The sequence below is a fragment of the Mycobacterium malmoense genome, assembly GCF_019645855.1.
GTDB lineage: Bacteria > Actinomycetota > Actinomycetes > Mycobacteriales > Mycobacteriaceae > Mycobacterium > Mycobacterium malmoense.
The window spans coordinates 4,516,914-4,534,807 of record NZ_CP080999.1; the positions used below are offsets into that span (position 1 = coordinate 4,516,914).

The 17,894-nt window shown below is 68.9% G+C and carries 18 protein-coding genes and 1 riboswitch; of the genes, 7 read left to right on the top strand and 11 right to left on the bottom strand.

Annotation, left to right across the window (positions count from 1 at the left end):
- Position 1: 1 nt before the first annotated feature.
- Genes K3U93_RS20755 through hemL form a run of 4 tightly spaced genes read right to left on the bottom strand, consistent with a single transcriptional unit; the run spans position 2 to position 3,502 of the window.
- Entirely contained in the window at positions 2 to 781 is a 780-nt protein-coding gene (locus K3U93_RS20755; RefSeq protein WP_083009830.1) for a cytochrome c biogenesis CcdA family protein, read from the bottom strand.
- Complete coding sequence (locus tag K3U93_RS20760) at positions 778 to 1,425, bottom strand: TlpA disulfide reductase family protein (RefSeq protein ID WP_420915359.1); 648 nt, start codon at positions 1,423 to 1,425, stop codon at positions 778 to 780. The genes K3U93_RS20755 and K3U93_RS20760 overlap by 4 nt, the downstream gene beginning before the upstream one ends.
- Positions 1,426 to 1,454: 29 nt before the next feature.
- Positions 1,455 to 2,063, bottom strand: a complete 609-nt coding sequence (locus K3U93_RS20765) for a histidine phosphatase family protein (protein WP_071511215.1) — start codon at positions 2,061 to 2,063, stop codon at positions 1,455 to 1,457.
- Positions 2,063 to 3,502 carry a glutamate-1-semialdehyde 2,1-aminomutase gene (hemL, locus tag K3U93_RS20770; RefSeq protein WP_083009831.1) on the bottom strand — a complete coding sequence of 480 codons (1,440 nt, stop codon included), beginning with the start codon at positions 3,500 to 3,502 and terminating at the stop codon, positions 2,063 to 2,065. The genes K3U93_RS20765 and hemL overlap by 1 nt, the downstream gene beginning before the upstream one ends.
- A 97-nt stretch (positions 3,503 to 3,599) precedes the next feature.
- Between hemL and K3U93_RS20775 the strand changes: the two genes are divergently transcribed.
- On the top strand, positions 3,600 to 3,992 hold the full coding sequence (locus K3U93_RS20775) for a nitroreductase family deazaflavin-dependent oxidoreductase (RefSeq protein WP_083009832.1): 393 nt from the start codon (positions 3,600 to 3,602) through the stop codon (positions 3,990 to 3,992).
- Here K3U93_RS20775 and K3U93_RS20780 read toward each other — a convergent pair.
- Positions 3,976 to 5,289 carry an amino acid permease gene (locus K3U93_RS20780; protein ID WP_230981707.1) on the bottom strand — a complete coding sequence of 438 codons (1,314 nt, stop codon included), beginning with the start codon at positions 5,287 to 5,289 and terminating at the stop codon, positions 3,976 to 3,978. The genes K3U93_RS20775 and K3U93_RS20780 overlap by 17 nt on opposite strands.
- Positions 5,290 to 5,474: 185 nt before the next feature.
- Positions 5,475 to 6,620, bottom strand: coding sequence for an LLM class flavin-dependent oxidoreductase (locus K3U93_RS20785; RefSeq protein ID WP_083009834.1), 1,146 nt, complete (start codon positions 6,618 to 6,620; stop codon positions 5,475 to 5,477).
- Positions 6,621 to 6,968: 348 nt separating this feature from the next.
- Between K3U93_RS20785 and K3U93_RS20790 the strand changes: the two genes are divergently transcribed.
- The 5 genes from K3U93_RS20790 to K3U93_RS20810 all read left to right on the top strand — a co-directional run bounded on the left by K3U93_RS20790 (position 6,969) and on the right by K3U93_RS20810 (position 13,036).
- A complete protein-coding gene (locus K3U93_RS20790; protein WP_071511248.1) occupies positions 6,969 to 7,847 on the top strand; it encodes an alpha/beta hydrolase in 879 nt (292 codons plus the stop codon).
- Positions 7,848 to 7,856: 9 nt separating this feature from the next.
- Positions 7,857 to 10,010 (top strand): acyltransferase family protein, encoded by a 2,154-nt coding sequence (locus tag K3U93_RS20795; RefSeq protein WP_071511212.1) that lies wholly within the window; start codon positions 7,857 to 7,859, stop codon positions 10,008 to 10,010.
- Positions 10,011 to 10,440: 430 nt separating this feature from the next.
- Positions 10,441 to 10,503, top strand: a riboswitch (Fluoride riboswitch).
- Positions 10,504 to 10,900: 397 nt separating this feature from the next.
- On the top strand, positions 10,901 to 11,200 hold the full coding sequence (locus K3U93_RS20800) for a PE family protein (protein ID WP_071511211.1): 300 nt from the start codon (positions 10,901 to 10,903) through the stop codon (positions 11,198 to 11,200).
- Positions 11,201 to 11,222: 22 nt separating this feature from the next.
- Positions 11,223 to 12,590: a PPE family protein, SVP subgroup gene (locus K3U93_RS20805; protein WP_071511210.1), complete on the top strand. Its 1,368-nt coding sequence runs from the start codon at positions 11,223 to 11,225 to the stop codon at positions 12,588 to 12,590.
- 32 nt (positions 12,591 to 12,622) lie between these two features.
- Positions 12,623 to 13,036, top strand: a complete 414-nt coding sequence (locus K3U93_RS20810) for a DUF732 domain-containing protein (protein ID WP_071511209.1) — start codon at positions 12,623 to 12,625, stop codon at positions 13,034 to 13,036.
- Between the two features lie 190 nt (positions 13,037 to 13,226).
- Here the strand turns inward: K3U93_RS20810 and K3U93_RS20815 are convergent, their stop codons facing one another.
- Both K3U93_RS20815 and K3U93_RS20820 read right to left on the bottom strand, forming a co-directional pair.
- A complete protein-coding gene (locus K3U93_RS20815) occupies positions 13,227 to 13,922 on the bottom strand; it encodes an Rv0518 family GDSL lipase (RefSeq protein ID WP_176219901.1) in 696 nt (231 codons plus the stop codon).
- A 124-nt stretch (positions 13,923 to 14,046) separates the two neighbouring features.
- The gene (locus K3U93_RS20820) at positions 14,047 to 15,285 is read right to left on the bottom strand and encodes an acyltransferase family protein (protein ID WP_071511207.1); all 1,239 of its coding nucleotides are present in this window, start codon (positions 15,283 to 15,285) and stop codon (positions 14,047 to 14,049) included.
- A 357-nt stretch (positions 15,286 to 15,642) separates the two neighbouring features.
- On the opposite strand from K3U93_RS20820, the gene K3U93_RS20825 reads away from it, so the two are divergent.
- Positions 15,643 to 16,107 (top strand): STAS domain-containing protein, encoded by a 465-nt coding sequence (locus tag K3U93_RS20825; protein ID WP_071511246.1) that lies wholly within the window; start codon positions 15,643 to 15,645, stop codon positions 16,105 to 16,107.
- Here the strand turns inward: K3U93_RS20825 and K3U93_RS20830 are convergent.
- Genes K3U93_RS20830 through hemB form a run of 3 tightly spaced genes read right to left on the bottom strand, consistent with a single transcriptional unit; the run spans position 16,104 to position 17,878 of the window.
- The gene (locus K3U93_RS20830; protein ID WP_071511206.1) at positions 16,104 to 16,346 is read right to left on the bottom strand and encodes a hypothetical protein; all 243 of its coding nucleotides are present in this window, start codon (positions 16,344 to 16,346) and stop codon (positions 16,104 to 16,106) included. The genes K3U93_RS20825 and K3U93_RS20830 overlap by 4 nt on opposite strands.
- Positions 16,343 to 16,879 carry a transport-regulating membrane protein Mce1N gene (gene mce1N / locus K3U93_RS20835; protein ID WP_176219902.1) on the bottom strand — a complete coding sequence of 179 codons (537 nt, stop codon included), beginning with the start codon at positions 16,877 to 16,879 and terminating at the stop codon, positions 16,343 to 16,345. The genes K3U93_RS20830 and mce1N overlap by 4 nt, the downstream gene beginning before the upstream one ends.
- 12 nt (positions 16,880 to 16,891) lie before the next feature.
- A complete protein-coding gene (hemB, locus tag K3U93_RS20840; protein ID WP_139796804.1) occupies positions 16,892 to 17,878 on the bottom strand; it encodes a porphobilinogen synthase in 987 nt (328 codons plus the stop codon).
- Between the last annotated feature and the right edge of the window lie 16 nt (positions 17,879 to 17,894).

Genomic DNA, 17,894 nt, shown 5'->3' on the forward strand with positions numbered 1-17,894 from the left:
CTCAAATCGGCAACCTCACGTCGGACACGAACGCGTCGCGCAGCCAGGAGACGAAGTCGTTCCACACCCCGGTGACCAGCAGGGCACCGACCGCGATCAGCAGCGCGCCGCCGAAAATTTGGATGGCCCTGGTGTGCCGGCGCAGCCATCCCAGGCCCGCCACCGCCCCCGCCGAGCCGAACGCCAGCAGGACGAACGGGATCCCCAGCCCCAGGCAGTAGGCGATCACCAGCACGACCCCGCGCGCGACGTTGGCGCCGTCGGTGGCCGAGGCGACGGCGATCACCCCGGTCAGCGTCGGCCCCAGGCACGGCGTCCATCCGAGCGCGAACACAGCGCCGAGCAGCGGGGCCCCCGCGACCGTCGTCAACTGCCGCGGACCGAAACGGGCCTCGCGCTGCAGCGCCGGGATCAGGCCCACGAACACCAGCCCCATCACGACGGTCAGCACGCCCCCGATCCGCTGCAGCGCCAGCTGGTTGGTGATCAGCGTGGTGGTCATGCCGAGGACGGCGACGGTGCCGAAGACAAACACCGCGGTAAACCCCGCGACGAACAACGCCGCGGATCCCGCGACCCGCCACCGGGCGGCCGGCGGGGCTTTGAGCGCGCCGGGCTCGGGCCGCTCGTCGACACCCACGACCGCGGCCAGGTACGACAGATAGCCAGGCACCAGCGGCACCACGCATGGTGAGGCGAACGACACCAGCCCGGCCAGCAGGCACACGCCCAGCGCCACCAGCAGCGGTCCGGCGGCGGCGATCTCGGTGAAGCCGCTCACTGAAGTTCGGCCCGTCCGGGCGCGGCCTGACCCGCAGGGGATTCCCGAGCCACCCGCTGCACCACCGGCTGCAGGTCCCCGGCCAGCAACTCGCGCAGAAACACCGCCGCGACCCGGTGCTGGCGGTCCAGCACCAGGGTGGACGGGATAACGGTGGTCGGGTACTTGCCGCCGAACGCGATCAGGGTGCGCATCGCCGGATCGTAAATGGAGGGGTAGCTCACGTGGCGGTCGTCGACGAAGTCCAGGGCGGCCTGGCGGTTGTTGTCGCGGACGTCGATGCCTAGAAAAGACACCGAGGACACCTCCCGGGTGGCCTCATACACCCGCTGCAGTTGGCTGATCTCGGCCCGGCACGGCCCGCACCACTGCCCCCACACGTTGACGACGACGACCTGGCCAGCGAAATCGTCCAGCGAGCGCGTGCGCGCCGGGTCCGCCAAGTCGGGCCCCGACAGCGGGCCCGGGCGGCTACGACTCGCGGGCGGGTCGTAGTAGATGTCGGTTTTGCCGCCGGGCGAGACGAATTCGAAGGTGCCGCCCTGGGCGACGGCATCGCGACCCGAGCAGCCGGCGAGCAGGGTCGCCAGCACCGCCCCGGCCATCGCCAGCCGCCAGATGGTCACGGCGCCGCTTCTCCGCATCGCTTCACTTTGCATCGTCGTCGGCGCGGTCAGGCGCCCGCCGGTTGGCAATACTCGACGTCGACCAGGCGGTCGCCGTCGTAGACCAGGGTGGTGACCGAGCACAGCCCGCATTCGCGTCGCCGCGGGTCGTGCCAGAGCCGCTTGCCGGTCAGGTGCAGCCGCAGCGTCCAGACCGGGAGTTGGTGGCTGACGCAGACCACCTCGTGGCCGGTGCCGCGGGCGCGCGCCTTGTCCACCGCGGTCGCCATCCGGGCGGCGATCTCGGTGTAGGGCTCGCCCCACGACGGGGTGAACGGGTTGCGCAGCTGCCACCAGAACCGCGGGTCTCGCCACGCGCCGTCGCCGGGGCCGACGCGGCGGCCCTCGAAGAAGTTGGCCGACTCGATCAGGTCGGGGTCGGTGTCGACGGGCAGGTCGTGCTTTGCGGCGATGGGCCCGGCGGTCTCCTGCGCCCGCTGCAGCGGGGAGGCGATCACCGCGACGACGTCACGGTGAGCCAGCGCGTCGGCGACCGCATCCGCCTGCGCCCTGCCCTTGTCGGAGAGGTGGAATCCGGGCAGCCGCCCGTAGAGGACCCCGCTGGGGTTGTGCACCTCGCCGTGGCGCACCACGTGGACGCGGGTTTGCTCGGCCATCAGGATCCCCCCTGCCGGGCGGCCTCGGCGGCCCGACGGGCCGCAAGGGGTAACGCCTCGGCGATCCGGTCGAACGCGGTGTCGTCCAGGGCCGTCGAGACGAACCACGCCTCGAAGGCGCTGCACGGCGGGTAGACGCCGGCGTCCAGCAGAGCATGGAAGAACGGCGGATAGCGCCACGTCTGGCTCGCCCGCGCGGCGGCGAAGTCGGTGACCGGCGTGTCGGAGAAGAACACGCCGAGCATGTTGCCGGCCCGCGGAACCTGGTGCGGCACACCGGCTTTCGTCAGCGCCTCGGAGAGCAGCGTGGCCAGGCGGTCGGCGTTGGCGTTCAGTGTGGCGTAGACCGCGTCGTCGGCGGCGCGCAGCGTGGCCAGCCCGGCGGCCACGGCCACCGGATTGCCCGACAAGGTGCCGGCCTGGTACACCGGCCCCAGCGGCGCCAGCCGCTCCATCACCTCGGCCCGCCCGCCGAACGCGGCGGCCGGCAGCCCGCCGCTCATCACCTTGCCGAAGGTGAACAGGTCGGCGTCGACGGGATCGATTCCGTACCAACCACTCCGGCTGACCCGAAAACCCGTCATCACCTCGTCGACGATCAGCAGCCCGCCGTGCCCGGCGGTGATCGCGCGCAGCGCCGCGTTGTATCCGGGCCCGGGCGGGACGACGCCCATGTTGCCGGGACTGGCTTCGGTGATCACCGCGGCGATCTGGTCGCCGAACCGGGCGAACGCCTGCTCCACCGCGTCGATGTCGTTGTAGGGCAACACGATTGTGTCGGCCGCGGCCGCGCCGGTCACCCCGGGCGAGGACGGCAGGCCCCGTGACGATCGCAAGCGCGGCGAAGCCGGGCGCGGCGGGTCGTCACATAAGCCCTGTGACGATCGCGAGCGCGGCGAAGCCGGGCGCGGCGGGTCGTCACATAGGCCCAGCGTCGCCACCCCGGAACCCGCGTCGGCGAGCAACGCGTCCACGTGGCCGTGGTAGCAGCCGGAGAACTTGACGATCTTGGCCCGGCCGGTAAAGCCGCGGGCCAGCCGGACCGCGCTCATGGTCGCCTCGGTGCCGGAGTTGACCAGCCGGATCCGCTCGACCGGCGCCACCCGCCCGATGATCTCGGCGGCCAGCTGGCTCTCGGTGGGCGTCGGCGCCCCGAACGACAGGCCGGAGGCGGCGGCCCTGGTCACGGCGTCGACGACGGCCGGGTGCGCGTGGCCCAGGATCATCGGACCCCACGAGCACACCAGGTCGACGTAGCGGTTGCCGTCGGCGTCGGTGAGCCAGCAGCCGCGGGCCTCGGTGATGAAGCGCGGGGTGCCGCCCACCGCCGTGAAGGCGCGTACCGGGGAGTTCACGCCGCCGGGGATGACCGCGCAGGCGTCCTCGAACAGCCGGGCCGAGGCGCGCACGGCCGTGCCGATCTGGTCGGTGCTACCCATGACGACCAGTGTCCCAGCCTCCGCGGCGCGTTCAACTACAGGGTGTAAGAGTTGGTACGTCTTGAAGTGCGCCGGGGCCGACGAGTTGGATGGCGGTATGCAACTTCCCCAAGGACTCGCCCGGTTCAACCGGCACGTCACCAACCCGATTCAGCGCCTGTGGGCCGGTTGGGCCCCGTCGTTTGCCATCATCGAGCACGTCGGACGGCGCTCGGGAAAGCCCTACCGCACACCGGTGAATGCGTTCAGCGCCACCGTCGACGGCAAGCCCGGCGTCGCGGTCCTGCTGAGCTACGGCCCGGACCGCGACTGGCTGAAGAACCTCACCGTGGCCGGAGGCGGGCGGATGCGCCGCAACGGCAAGACGTTCGGCATCGCCGACCCGCAGGTCGTCAGCAAGGCCGAGGCGGCGTCGCATGTCGTCCGCGGCCGGCGGGTCTTCGCACGTCTGCCGTTCGAACAGGCGGTGCTGTTCACCAAGACGGGGTGATGCGGCGGAGTCGTCCGCGCCGCCTCCTGGCGACGACGTACAGCCCAACCACCGCGGCCCAGGACAGCAGGCTCAGCCAGAGCTGACTGCGCGCCGACCGGTCGAAGGCCATCTGCACCAGCACGGCGGTGATTCCGGCGAGGGTGAAAATCGACAGCACTGGAAAGAACCACATCTTGACCCGCAGCTTCTCTGGAGGCGTCCGGCGGCGCAGGATGATCTGCGAGAGCGCGATCAGCCAATAGACGAACAAGATGACGGCGCCCGACGAGTTGAGCAGGAAGAGAAACACCGTGCCGGGCGCGACCCACGCCATGACGACGCAGCCGAAGCCGATCGCCGACGAGCACACGATGGCGACATACGGGACGCCACGCGGACTGAGCTTGATCAGCTGAACCGGCGCCGCGCGCCGGTCGGCGAGCACGAACAGCATGCGCGACGCCGTGTACAGGCCCGAGTTCAGGCAGGACAGCACCGCGGTGAGCACCACCGCGTTCATCACCTGGTCCGCGCCGGGTAGACCCATGTGCTTGAGCGCGGCGACGTACGGCGAGGCGCCCAGCTCCACCGAGTTCCACGGCAGGATCACGACGAGCAGGAAGACCGATCCGACGAAGAAGATTCCGATCCGCGCGACCACCGACCTCGTCGCTTTTTGGACCGCCAGCTGCGGGTTGCGACTTTCCGCGGCGGCGACGGTGACGATTTCGGCGCCCACCATGGAGAAGATCACCACCACGATGGCGGCGAAGACCGCGCCGACGCCTTTGGGGAAGAACCCGCCGTGGGACGTGAGGTTGGAAAAATCCGTGTCACGGCCCGGAAAGAACCCGAGGACGAAAGCCGCGCCGACGACGAGAAAGACCACGATCGTCGCGACTTTGATTCCGGCGAACCAGAATTCGAATTCGCCGAAGGATCTCACCGAGAACAGGTTCGTCGCGGTCATCAGCACCATCAGGCACAGCGAGAGCAGCCACAGCGGCGCGTGAAACCAGTAGTCGAGGACCTTCCCGCCGGCGACCGCCTCGAACCCGACCACGATCACCCAGAAGTACCAGTACAGCCAGGCAACCGAAAACCCCGCCCAGTCACCCAGCGCGTTGGCCGCGTACTCGGCGAACGACCCGGTCGACGGGTTGGCGGCCGCCATCTCGCCCAGCATCCGCATCACCAGGACGATGAGCAGCCCGCAGAGTGCGTAGGTCAGGAACGCGGCGGGCCCGGTGTCTTTGATCACCACACCAGACCCGATGAACAGGCCGGCGCCGATCACGCCGCCGAGGGCGATCATGCTGAGCTGCCGCTGCGAAAGCCCTTGGCGCAGATGCGAAGTGGTGTTCGTTACGGGTTCCGCCGGCGCACTGTGGCCATCCGCCTCGGGCCGGGAATTCACCCGGCGTTGCGTGCGCCGCATGAGCGGACGCTAGCAGCCGGGTCGCCCCCTCGCCCGGGTCAGTCGCCCAGTCCTGGTGGCGGCTAGTGCGCCGAGGCGACGGCGAACGGCGTCGCCGGTGCCGGGTGCGACCGACGGTTGGGATGTCTCCACAACCCCATCCGCTCCAGCAGCGGCAGGACGCCCTCGCCGAACCAGTAGGCCTCTTCCAGGTGCGGATATCCCGACAGGATGAAGTGGGTGATGCCCAGTTGGGCGTACTCGGCCAGCCGTTCGGCGACCTCGGCGTGCGACCCCACCAGGGCGGTGCCCGCTCCCCCACGGACCAGGCCGACCCCGGCCCACAGGTTAGGCGCGACGAGCAGCCGGCCGCTACTGCCACCATGCAGCTCCAGCATGCGGCGCTGGCCGTCGGATTCGCTGCGTGCGAGGCTGGCCTGCACCCGCTCGATATCCGCCGGGTCGACGGCCGCGAGCAGCCGGTCGGCCTCGGCCCATGCCTCGGCGGCGGTGTCGCGGCTGATCACGTGAATCCGCAAGCCGTATTGCAGAATTCGGCCGGCATCGGTGGCCAGCCCGCGGATCCAGTCCAGCTTCTGCCCGACCGCCTTCAGGGGCTCACCCCAGGTGAGGTAGACGTCGGAGTGCCTGGCCGCGACCGGGCCCGCGGATGCCGACGATCCGCCGAAGAACACCGCGGGTATCGGCTCCGGCGGATTGTTCAGCTGGGCGTCGTCGACGCGAATGTGGTCCCCGGCGAAGGTGACCGGCTCCCGCGAGGTCCACAGCTGCCGCACCACATGCAGAAACTCGGCGGTGCGGGCGTACCGCGACTCCTTGTCCAGGAAATCCCCGTAGGCCCGCTGCTCATGCGGTTCACCGCCGGTGACGACGTTGAGCAGCAGCCGTCCACCCGAGTGCCGCTGGAAGGTCCCGGCCATCTGCGCGGCCAGGGTCGGGCTGAGCAGACCGGGCCGGAACGCGACCAGGAATTTCAGTGTCTCGGTGCCCTCGATCAGCATCGCCGTCGTCAACCAGGCGTCCTCACACCACAATCCGGTCGGCGTGAGCACCGCCTCGAAGCCGTTGTCTTCGGCCGCCGCGCAAATCTGGTGCAGATACCGCAGAGTCGCGGGCCGGTCGCCGTGCATCGCCGTGCCGTGCCCACCCGAGATCAGGTTTCGCGAATCCCCATAGGTCGGCAAAAACCAATGAAACGCCAGGCTCATCCACGCTCCCTTTCGAGTCTCCTTGCATCGTGCAGCAGATCGGCCCGGCGTGCGAGGGTTGAAACCTCCGAGATCGGATCGGGCGCCTTGAGGGCTGGCGCGGGCCGCGTCGAGTTTGAACCCGCGTTATCGGGGCCTGAGCGTGAGCCTGGGAACGGTTGGCTCCCGGCATGAATTCGGTTGCCACTCCGCGGGTTTGGCGTGCTCGACGAACCGGTTCATCGCGGCGCGGTCGAAGGACGGGTGTTCGGCGTCCCGCGGGCCGAATGTCAACTCTTCGTCAACGCTAAATCACAATGCTTGCGATACGGCGTGGCTGGGCCGATAAAAGCCGGCCGGCGCGGCATTATGTCGCTCGTGCCTGACCTGAACCGTCGTGCGGTACTGCGTATGGGCGCCGGTGCCAGCGCTGCAGCCGCTGGCGTGTGGGCGCTGAGCGCGCTACTGGATCCGCTGGAGCCGTGGGCGGCGCCGCCGCAAGCTCCCGCGCCGTTCGAGCCGAAGGCGGGCAGCAGCCTGCCGACCAAGCTCACCGGCTCGTTCGTGTCCGCGGCCCGCGGTGGCGTCAAGACCAATTGGGTGATCGCGCTGCCGCCGGGATACACCCCCGAGAGCGGGCTGCTGCGCCCGGTGATCGCGCTGCACGGCAAGGACGGCAACGCGAACATGATGCTCGACTGCGGTGTCGAGGACGGGCTCGCCCGGCTGGTCAAAGAGGGCAAGCCGCCGTTCGCGGTGGTGGGCGTCGACGGCGGCAACACCTCCTACTGGCACCGGCGGGCGTCCGGCGCGGACTCCGGCGCGATGGTGCTCGAAGAGCTGCTGCCTATGCTGTCGTCAATGGGTATGGACACCTCGCGGGTGGGCCTTATGGGGTGGTCGATGGGCGGCTACGGGGCACTGCATTTGGGTGCCAAGCTGGGCCCGTCACGCACCGCGGGGATCTGCGCGATCAGCCCGGCGCTGTTCACCTCGTTCACCGGCAGCGCCCCCGGCGCGTTCGACAGCTATGACGACTGGGTGCAAAACAGCGTGCTGGGCGTCCCCGCGCTGTCACAGATTCCGTTGCGGGTGGACTGCGGCACCGGCGACCGCTTCTATTTCGCCACACGTCAATTCGTCAACCAGCTGAAAAAGCCACCGGCGGGCAGCTTCTCCGCGGGCGGGCACGACATGGACTATTGGCGGGCGCAGCTGCCCGGCGAGCTCGCCTGGATGGCGTCCTAGCCGGGGCAGATGAAGGTCCGGCGGCCCGACAACGACAGCCTCCCCCGCAAGCGGGTGGTGCCCCCGCCGCGACAAGCGGGTTTTCGCCCGGACATCGAGGGCTTGCGCGCCGTCGCCGTGATCGCCGTCGTGCTCTACCACGCGCGCATACCGGGCGTCACCGGCGGCTACATCGGCGTCGACGTCTTCTTCGTCATCTCCGGCTTCCTCATCACCGGGCTGCTCTGGCGCGAGGTCACGACGACCGATGCCGTTCGGCTCGGCCGCTTCTACGGCGCCCGCGCCCGCCGCCTGCTGCCGGCCGCGGCCGCCGTCGGCGTCGCCACCGCGATCGGGGCGGCCGTGGTGCTGCCGCCGTTGCAGGCGCGAAGCGTCTTCACGGACGGCATCGCCAGTGCGGCGTATGTCGGCAACTACCGGTTCGCCATGCAGGGCACCGACTACCTGGCCTCCGACCTCCCGCCGTCGCCGTTCGAGCACTACTGGTCGCTGGGTGTCGAGGAGCAGTTCTATCTGATGTGGCCGGCGCTGATCATCGGTACCGCGTGGTTGGCGCGCCGCGTGCGCGGCGGCACCGCATCGCGGGCGACGCCGTATGCCGTCGTCCTCGGGTGCGTGGCGGCGGCGTCGCTGGCGGCGGCCGTGGTGTGGACCCGCACGTCGCCGCCCTGGGCGTTCTTCTCGCTGCCCACCCGCGCCTGGGAGCTGGCCGCGGGCGGTCTGGTGGCCCTGTCGATTCGCCAATGGCGCAGGCTGCCCCTGCTAGCCGCGGCGATCGCCGGATGGGGTGGTCTGGGCCTGATCGTGCTGACCTGCACCCAGCTGGGACCCGGCACCCCGTACCCCGGCACGGCGGCCCTGCTGCCCGTGCTGGGCACCGCCCTGATCATCGGCGCCGGGCGCGTCACCGGCGGCCTGGGGGCCGGTCGCGTGCTGTGCCGGCCCGCGGTGCGGGCGATCGGCCGGGTGTCGTACTCGTGGTACCTGTGGCACTGGCCGGTGCTGCTGCTGATGCCACCGCTGCTGGGCCTGCCCGCGGGCCTGCCGGGCCGGCTCGCCGCGGTCGTCGTCTCGGCCGGACTCGCGGTGCTCACGCTGCATCTGGTCGAAAATCCCGGCCGATTCGCGGCCGCCCTGCGCCGGTCGGCGAAGGCCAGCCTGGCCGTGGCCGGGGCCGCCAGCGCGGCCACCGCGTGCGCGTGCGTGCTGCTGCTGAACGTGGTACCGGCGCCGGCGGGGCACGGAACGGCCGCGCCCAAGGCCAACATCGTCGCGCTGCCCCCGGCGAACGCCCCCGCCGTCGGCCCGCAAGACGCGACGGTCCAGCAGGCGCGCGACGCGGTCGCGGGGTCCGCGGGCCTGCGTGCCGTGCCGTCCAACCTGGACCCGCCGCTTGCCGCGGCGCCCGCCGACAAGGCGGCGGTCTTCGTCAACGGCTGCGTGCGGTCGTGGCGCGATGTCGGCCAACCCGAGTGCGCGACGGGCGACACCGCCTCGCCGACGACGGTGGCCCTGGTCGGCGACTCGCACGCCGCGATGTGGCAGCCCGCGTTCCAGCAGCTCGCCGAGCAGCGGCATTGGCGGCTGGAGACGCTGGCCAAGGTGACCTGCCCGCTGCAGGAGCTGCGCATCACCAGCCCGTACCTGGGCCGGGAATACACCGAGTGCGAACAGTGGCGCGGCCAGATCATGGCCCGGTTGACGGCCGAACACCCGCGGCTGGTCGTGCTGGACATGAGCCGGCGCTACGGCGGGGATTTCGGCTTTGTGTCCTACGACCCGGCGTGGATCGGCACCCTGGCCGACACCGTGAAACGGTTGCGCGGCAACGGCGCGACCGTTCTGGTCCTCGGGCCGGCCCCGGATCCACACGGCTCCGTGCCCGCGTGCCTGTCGGCACACCTGGACGACGCCACCGCCTGCGCGCCTGCGCGCCCGGTCGCGGTCGACGACGGCGGCGTCGTCGCCGAGCGGGCGGCGACCACCGGCGGCGGCGGGCACTACGCCGACCTGACGGAGCTGTTCTGCACCCCGGACCGCTGCCCGGTGATCGTCGGCAACACCCTGGTGTTCCGCGACGACAACCACGTGACGACCGAATACGCGCGACTGCTGGCACCCGTGATCGGCGCGCTGGCGGACCGCGCCGTCGCGGGCGGGTGAAACCGTAATGAACTTCTGGTCGCGGACGATCGTCCTATCAGGGAAAGGTTTTTGGAGGTTGTGAGATGACTTCGCTGCTGCTGGTCTGCATCGCGGCGGCCGCGCCACTCGTCGGCGTCGGCCTGATGCACTTGCAAGCGCGCCTGGAGCGATGGGACTACGAGCGGCACGCGGAAGACTGAAGCGTCTGGCTCGAAAAACGTTCTGCGACTGAAACTTTGGCCTACTGGTGGTCTGCCTGACAGCTGGATGAGCGGCACACTCTCGCCCACCAAAGATCGCCGCACCGAAGGGTAAACACGATACGGGTCGGATCGTGGTGCGCCACGGCTGCGAGAACGTCGATCCGGCTCGGATTCCGCAACGCCAAACATCTTGTGCCGCAGAACCGGATATGAGCTATCGACGGCGGTTCGACCGCATGCTATCTTTGGCATTAGGCGATGAAGCACCGCCTTGAAAGGCCATCCCGGCTAATGGCTTCTACTCATACGCAGTAGAAAGTGGGTGGATGGTGATGCTCAGCATTGTGCTCTTGCTTCTCTTTTCCCGGTTTTATGCATGCTGGCCGCATTCGGGATGCCGTCGACGTCAGGTTGCTTGACCATGGCGATGACTCGCTCCAGCAATCGGGCTGACGATCAGATCGTAGATAATCCGCCCGCGCCCGGGAATCGCCGAAAATAACCGTCGCGATAGCCGATAGCCCAGCGCGCGGGTATCAGGCCACGCATTATCTCACGGGCCAATCACGGTCTTTATCGAAAGTGCTTACGCGACAGTACCTTTGACGAACTTCGATTTGGTAAAGGTGTCCGACCGAAATTCGGGTCGTTTGGCCAGCGTCAGCCACAGTTTTCGATCTGCCTTAAAGCGAAAGGGGAGGATCCATGTCTTTTGTGACCGCACAACCGGAAATGTTGTCAGCGGCGGCGTTCGACTTGCAGGCGATTGGGTCTGCGATGGCTGCTCAGAATGCGGCGATTGCGGCCCCGACCACGGGCGTGGTGCCCGCTGCCGCCGACGAGGTTTCAGCGCTTACCGCGCTGCAATTTGCCACTCACGGCGCGATGTATCAGGCGGTCGCTGCCGAGGCGGCGGTGCTGCACCAACTGTTGGTCACCACCTTGGCTACCAGTGCTGGATCGTATGCGGCCACCGAGGCCGCCAATGCCGTCACATTGAACTGACGTCCTCGGAGGGGATAGCGAGATGGACTTCGCGGTGTTACCGCCGGAAATCAATTCCGGCAGGATGTATGCAGGGCCCGGTTCGGGCCCGATGCTGGCCGCCGCGGCGGCTTGGGACGAGTTGGCCGCCGACTTGTATTCCAAGGCGGCATCTTGCGGATCGGTGATCTCGGGGCTGACCGGTGGGCCGTGGCTGGGGCCGGCGTCGGTGTCGATGACGGCGGCCGTTGGGCCTTATCTGGCGTGGATGATCACGGCGGCCGCGCAGGCCGAGCAGGCCGCCACCCAGGCCAAGACGGCGGCGGTGGCTTACGAGACCGCCTTCGCTGTGACGGTGCCTGTGCCGCTGATCGCGGCCAACCGCAGCCTGTTGATGGCGCTGGTTGCGACCAATTTCTTGGGGCAAAACATCCCGGCGATCATGGCGACCGAGGCGCACTACATGGAGATGTGGGCTCAAGACGTCGCCGCGATGATCGGTTATGCCGCCCACTCGGCGACCGCCGCGGCCTTGACGCCGTTTTCGGCGCCGACGTCAACGACCAATCCGGCGGGGTTGGCCGGTCAGGCGGCCGCGGTGGCCCACGCCGCCGCAGCCGGGGCGGGATCGGGCGTATCCCACGTCATGTCGGTGGGCCCACACCTGATGTCCGCGGTGCCACAAGCGCTGCAGGGTCTTGCCTCGTCGACGTCGTCGGCGTCGCCCTTGTCGGGGCTGTTGGGCCTGGCGAGTGGATCGGGCTCCTCGGCGTCGTCGTTGCCCTCGCTGACCTCGATTCCGTCGTACTTTGGCCCGCTCGCCTCGTTGGGGGGTATGAGCACGTCGACAACGAGCGCGACGATGTCGGCGAACTCGGTCAGCACCAACCTGAGGAACGCGGCAGCCAACCAGGAACGGCTCGTGCGTGAGGAGGCCCAGGGACTCATCCGCGGGGGCGCACCCGGAGATCTTGGCGGACTGCGCTCCGTGGGCCTCGGCGGTGCGATCGCCAATGCAAGCCTGGGCCAGTCGTCGTCGATTGGGGCGCTGTCGGTGCCCCAGCGCTGGGCCGCCGTCGCTCCAACGGCGATCCGCCCGCTCGCCGCGGCATTGCCGATAAGCAGTGTTAGCGCCGCCCCGCAGGCGTTGACGGGGTCCGCCGGTAACACGTTCAGCGACATGGCCCTTGCCGGCATGGCCGGCCGCGCCCTCGGCGGCGCGGCCGGTCTGGGCCACCGTGAAGGCGTCGGGGCCAGCACAGGCAAACCGCTCGAACCAGCGCAGACCTCACCGGGGGGCGCCGGAACGGGAATCGCCGCCGAGCTGCGCGAGCTCGCCGAACTCCGCGACCGGGGAATCCTGACCGACGAAGAGTTCGTCGAGCAAAAACAACGCGTCCTGGGTCGCTAATCACCGCTTCACACCATCAGGAGTGCCACAAGATGGCCATCAACTACCCGTTCGCCGACGGTGACGCCCACGGCGCCACCATCCGCGCAAGCCATAACCCACCGTCGCGAGGGGTGGGAATGTTGAGAACGCTAACGCTCGCCACGGCGCTCGCCGCAGCCGTTGCCCTGGCCGCACCCGCCCGCGCCGACGACCCTGAATTCCTGACGCGTCTGGAAAGAAGCCACGTCAGCTACGTCTCGCCATCCGACGCGCTCGCGTGGGGACGCTCCGTATGCGACCAATTACGCGACGGCCAACCACTTCCATCGGTGTTCTCCGCGCTTCAAAACGGTGGTGGCTTCACCAACCGCGATGCCGGGGCGATCATCGGGGCCGCGACCAGCGAGCTGTGCACCGACCAATATCAGACGGCGATGGATTGGGCCCGCGGCCAGCTGGGCTGAGCATGCGCGGCAAATGTCTTATCCGTGAAGGATTCTCGGGAGTTTACAGATAATCCACCGCTGCTGGCGTGCCTCGCAGTGGCCGCGTCAGTCGCTGGAGTTGGTTTGCCGAACCCGCGAGAGATCTGGAGCGATGGGATCATGAACGGAATGCAGACGACTGAAACGTCAGCACAGCCGGCCGCCCTACTCACCTAGACAACTGCGCGCGGATGAGCGGCGCGATCCGGTCCGCCAGATACTCGTGGCCCGCGTCGGTCGGGTGCACGCCATCCACCCCGATCAGGTCGGGCCTGCCGACGAACCATCCTTCGGCGATCGGGTCGACGAACGCCGCTCCCGCACCCCCGGCCGCGGCGTGCAGCACGTCGCGAATCTGCAGCATCGACTCGGGAACGGCGGCGGTTGGCCACGGCGGCCCGATCACCAAGAATTTCGCCGCCGGCGCCAGGCGGCGCGCCAAATCGAAGGCGCCGCGGGCCCTTTCGGCCACCAGCTCGGGATCGACGCCGTCGTCGTTGCGGGAGCCGAAGAACACCACCAGTGCGTCGTCGCGCTTGGCCGCCCTGGCGGTCAGATCCTCGAACACGCTGCCGTGGTCACCGCGCACGAAATAACCGGCCCTGCCCTCGGCCGCCACGTCGGCGGCGATCCGCACGCCTCGCGCGGCGAGGCTGTGCCAGGCAAGCGCGGTCCATGCCCTGGGGCCCAGGCCGCCCTCATCGGTGCCGGTGGTATAGGAGTCGCCGATCACCGCGACGTGGTTCAGCCGGGAATCCAGGGTCAGTGTGTCATAGGCCCGCACCCGGGCCGGGCATGGCGAATATTCACAGACGACGCCGGCCAGAAAAGTCAGGCTGATGACTAACGTGGCCAGCCGACTCACCGCTACCTCCCCTGGGAACCGCCGCATCCGAATCAACGGAATCGTACGGGGAAACGACGGGAACCGGCTGGCAACCCGCTGAATCGGCGCTGGGCACAAAACGATTCGCGTACCCACGCGGGTGTCAGACCGCGCGGGCCGAAACCGCTTCCAGCCCACCGTCGATCGGATGCAGCTTGGTGCTTGCCGGTTCGCCGTGCTCGGTTCTCGCGTCCGCGGCCCGGACGTCGACCATCCTGCGCATCCACCGGCGGGCAGGCTCTTCGACGAAGTGGTACAGCAGGATTGAACCCCCCACGGCGATCGCGAGCAGGCCGACGACGTTCCATTTCCACGGATTGTCCTGCGGCGTCAACTCGAATTGCTCGACGGCCCATCCCCAGGCGGTATGCACCAGCTCGTGCACCATGTACAGGCAAAACGAGATCTGCCCGCCGTAAACCATGAGCCGCGTCGACAGCAGCCTCGGCAGGCCGCCCGCGCCGACCGCCAGCGTGATCACCAGCGGAACGAACAGCACGTCGACCACGCCGCCGCTGTCGTTCTCCACGACGCCGGTTATCGGGTGCGCGTCAAACCAGTAGAGAACGGCCCCCATGGCCACCAGGAGAAGCAGGGCGACGTACCCCGCGACGAGGCGGGAGCGATCGGTCGGCCGCAACCTGCGCACGGCGGCGCAGGCCAGGGCGCCGGCGGTGAACTGCGTCACGATCCGCGGCAGCCAGCTCCACGGGGTGTAAAAGTGGCCGCTGGCCAGCAACATCACCACCGGCGGCAACGACGCCGCGAAGGCCAGCAACATCAGGCTTCGCGCCCTCGTGGCCTGCTTCATCCGCAAGATCACCAGAACGAGCAGGCCGAAGAGCAGGTAGGCCAGCCATTCCGCGCTGATCGACCAGGCCGGCCCGTCCCAACTGGAGTCATCGAAGAACGGCTGGAACCACAGCTGCACCAGTAGGACCTGGCGTACGTAGCTGACCGCGGTGAGCTGGCCCGCGTCGGGCGACGGCACGTGGCCGACGTGCAGGGTGAAGATCACCCACAGGACTGCCAGGTGCAACGTGACCAGGTACACCGGCCACACCCTGGCCAGCCGCAGCCACAGGAAGTGCAGGGTGGCGCGCGTCGACCATGCCCGGCCCATGCGGTCGAGGTAGTTCCACGTCAGCACGAACCCGCTGAGGATGAAGAAGAGGTCGACGCCCTGCGCGCCGCAGTTGAGTACCGGCGCCAGCGCGTCGCGGAAATCGGGCGACGCATCGCCCAACATCGGCCGGAAGTGAAACAGCACCACCCACAGCGCGGCGACGATGCGGAGTCCCGTCAGGGCCTTGATCTCTCCCCTGGTCTCTGCGCCGCGCACGATGCTCTTTCCGTCCGGAACCCTGCCGTTTCGTTCGCATGCAGTCCGGCTGACCGGGCGGCTGATCCATGCCACAGGCCATTTCACCAGCCCCCGACTGCGCAACCGGCAGCTTTCGCAGCCTAACAGCGTGACTGCCGCGATGGCGTGACGGGCCCTGGTGTGGCTTGGTGTGGCACCCGAAACATCGTCGATGTCGCTTGGAGTCGCCGAAAACGTTCCGAAAGTCGCTTCTTAGCAAAGAGTTAGAGCCGGCTGGAAGTCTCCTTACTTTTAACGGGCACCGTTAAAGACATTGGTCCGCGCCGAGTCGGTCCTACACGGCCACAACGAACGCCACGGGGAATGGGGCTGCTCATGACTATCGCAATCGCTACGTCGGTGTCGAAGCCGGGCCCGAACGCCCGGCGGGGGAACGGCACCCTTGAGTGCGGTGGCGCTCAGATTCGGGCGCACTGCCGTCACCTGGCGACGGTGGTGACCGTCCGGGGCGAGATCGACGGCGTCAACGCCGGCCGGGTCGGCGAGTACATCCGGCGTTTCGTCCTCGGGACCGAGCCGGTGGTGCTCGACCTGAGTGACGTGAGTCTGTTTGCGGCGGCCGGTATCTCGCTTCTGTACGAGTTCGATGAGGAGTGCCAGGCCGCCGGCGCGGAGTGGACATTGGTCGCGAGCCCGGCGGTGATCGAGCTGTTGAACGACGCCGGCGACGGGGCCATGTTTCCGATGGCGCGCTCGGTGCAGGAGGCGCTTCGCAACCTGGCCGAAGCCATCGTGCGCCGCCGCCAGTTCGTGCTGCCGCTCATCAAGAAGACGGCCTAAGCCCTAGAGCGCCGGAGCCTGGCGATCCCCGCCACCAGCAGCAGCCCGGCGGTCGTCACCAGCACCAGGGTCAGCAACAGCAGCTGCGGGTCATACACCAACGACGTGGTGGTCGGCTGCCCGTCCGCGATGGGTGCGACACCGACGATGTGGCGGGCGTGCGTCCAGCTGACGCCCGCGCCCACCAGCGCGGCACAGGCCAGGCCGAGTTCGACCAGGGCCCGGTATCGGGCGATCACCGCACCGACCCGTCGTCGTCGGTGACATCGGATCCGGCGGGCTCGACCCGCTCCTGGACCAGCGGGGTCAGCGCCGCGCGAAGGTGACGATGCCGACGCGCCCAGGCCTGGGCGGTGCGCCCCTCGGTGAGCCTGAGGCCGATGCCTATCCGGCCGCGGGGCACGCCGACCAATTCGCCAAGCGCCCGCGCCGACTGCCACCTCGCCAGCTCCTTCCCGGAAGCCTCGTGATTCTCGGCTTCCGGATACACCTTGACGATTTCGCGCACCAGGATGGTTTCGGTGCCCTCGCGCAGGGCGTCCTCGGTGAGCTCGACCGAGACGTGGATCCGCGCCGCCTTCACTTGCAACGCCACGAACGCCGACACCAGGACCAAAAAGACGAGCGGGACCAAGAGTGACACCGGGGCGCCGCTCCAGATTTCGATCAGGATCATGGCCGCCGCCGACGCCGGGCCCAGCAGCACCCACCACCAGCTGGCGCCGGGCTCGTAGAACAACGGCTTCACCCTGGTGTCCCTCGCTGTAGTCATGGAAGCCTCACCTCACGCAAGCCAACCCGCCGCCTCGGCGGCCCAGTAGCTGAGCACGATATCGGCTCCGGCGCGCCGGATGCTGGTCAACGATTCCAGCGCGGCGGCGCGGCCGTCGATCCAATCGTTCGCCGCCGCAGCGCAAATCATCGCGTACTCCCCCGACACCTGATAGGCGGCCACCGGCACCGGCGAAATCGAGGCCGCAGCCGCGACCACGTCAAGATAACCCATCGCGGGCTTGACCATCACGATGTCCGCGCCCTCGTCGAGATCGAGTCGGATCTCGCGCAGCGCCTCCCGGAAGTTGCCCGGCTCCTGCTGGTAGGTGCGCCGGTCTCCGGACAGGCTCGAGCTCACCGCTTCGCGGAAGGGGCCGTAGAACGCCGAGGCGAACTTCGCGGCGTAGGCCAGGATCACCACGTCGGTGTGGCCCGCGGCGTCCAGGCCGTCGCGGATCGCGGCCACCTGACCGTCCATCATCCCGCTCGGCCCCACCACGTGGGCGCCCGATTCCGCTTGCGCCACAGCGAGTTCCACGTAACGGGCCACGGTGGCGTCGTTATCGACGCGTCGCCGGTCGTCGAGAACCCCGCAGTGCCCGTGATCGGTGAACTCGTCCAGGCAGGTGTCGGCCATCAACACCGTGGCGTCACCGAGATCCTTGGCCAGGTCGCGCAGCGCGGCGTTGAGGATGCCGTCGGGGTCGGTGCCGGCCGAGCCGGTCGAATCCTTGTCCTCATCGCGGGGCACGCCGAACAGCATCAGCCCGCCCACCCCGGCGGCGACGGCGGCGGCGGCGGCGGCGCGCAGCGAGTCCCGGGTGTGCTGAACCACGTTCGGCATGGACGGAATCGGCCGCGGTTCGTCGATGCCGTCGGCGACGAACATCGGCAACACCAAATGCCGTGGTTCCAAGGACGTTTGCGCCACCAAGCGACGCAGAGCGGGGGTTGAGCGGAGCCGGCGCGGGCGCTGCCGGGGATAGCCCATGCTCATCGGCCGCGAGCGTGCG

Excerpts from the sequence above, each read along its gene's own strand:
- K3U93_RS20760 (WP_420915359.1), bottom strand. The coding sequence starts at position 1,425 with ATGCGGAGAAGCGGCGCCGTGACCATCTGGCGGCTGGCGATGGCCGGG.
- K3U93_RS20765 (WP_071511215.1), bottom strand. The coding sequence starts at position 2,063 with ATGGCCGAGCAAACCCGCGTCCACGTGGTGCGCCACGGCGAGGTGCAC.
- hemL (WP_083009831.1), bottom strand. The coding sequence starts at position 3,502 with ATGGGTAGCACCGACCAGATCGGCACGGCCGTGCGCGCCTCGGCCCGG.
- K3U93_RS20775 (WP_083009832.1), top strand. The coding sequence starts at position 3,600 with ATGCAACTTCCCCAAGGACTCGCCCGGTTCAACCGGCACGTCACCAAC.
- K3U93_RS20780 (WP_230981707.1), bottom strand. The coding sequence starts at position 5,289 with ATGATCGCCCTCGGCGGCGTGATCGGCGCCGGCCTGTTCATCGGGTCT.
- K3U93_RS20785 (WP_083009834.1), bottom strand. The coding sequence starts at position 6,620 with ATGAGCCTGGCGTTTCATTGGTTTTTGCCGACCTATGGGGATTCGCGA.
- K3U93_RS20790 (WP_071511248.1), top strand. The coding sequence starts at position 6,969 with ATGTCGCTCGTGCCTGACCTGAACCGTCGTGCGGTACTGCGTATGGGC.
- K3U93_RS20795 (WP_071511212.1), top strand. The coding sequence starts at position 7,857 with ATGAAGGTCCGGCGGCCCGACAACGACAGCCTCCCCCGCAAGCGGGTG.
- K3U93_RS20800 (WP_071511211.1), top strand. The coding sequence starts at position 10,901 with ATGTCTTTTGTGACCGCACAACCGGAAATGTTGTCAGCGGCGGCGTTC.
- K3U93_RS20805 (WP_071511210.1), top strand. The coding sequence starts at position 11,223 with ATGGACTTCGCGGTGTTACCGCCGGAAATCAATTCCGGCAGGATGTAT.
- K3U93_RS20810 (WP_071511209.1), top strand. The coding sequence starts at position 12,623 with ATGGCCATCAACTACCCGTTCGCCGACGGTGACGCCCACGGCGCCACC.
- K3U93_RS20825 (WP_071511246.1), top strand. The coding sequence starts at position 15,643 with ATGACTATCGCAATCGCTACGTCGGTGTCGAAGCCGGGCCCGAACGCC.
- mce1N (WP_176219902.1), bottom strand. The coding sequence starts at position 16,879 with ATGACTACAGCGAGGGACACCAGGGTGAAGCCGTTGTTCTACGAGCCC.
- hemB (WP_139796804.1), bottom strand. The coding sequence starts at position 17,878 with ATGAGCATGGGCTATCCCCGGCAGCGCCCGCGCCGGCTCCGCTCAACC.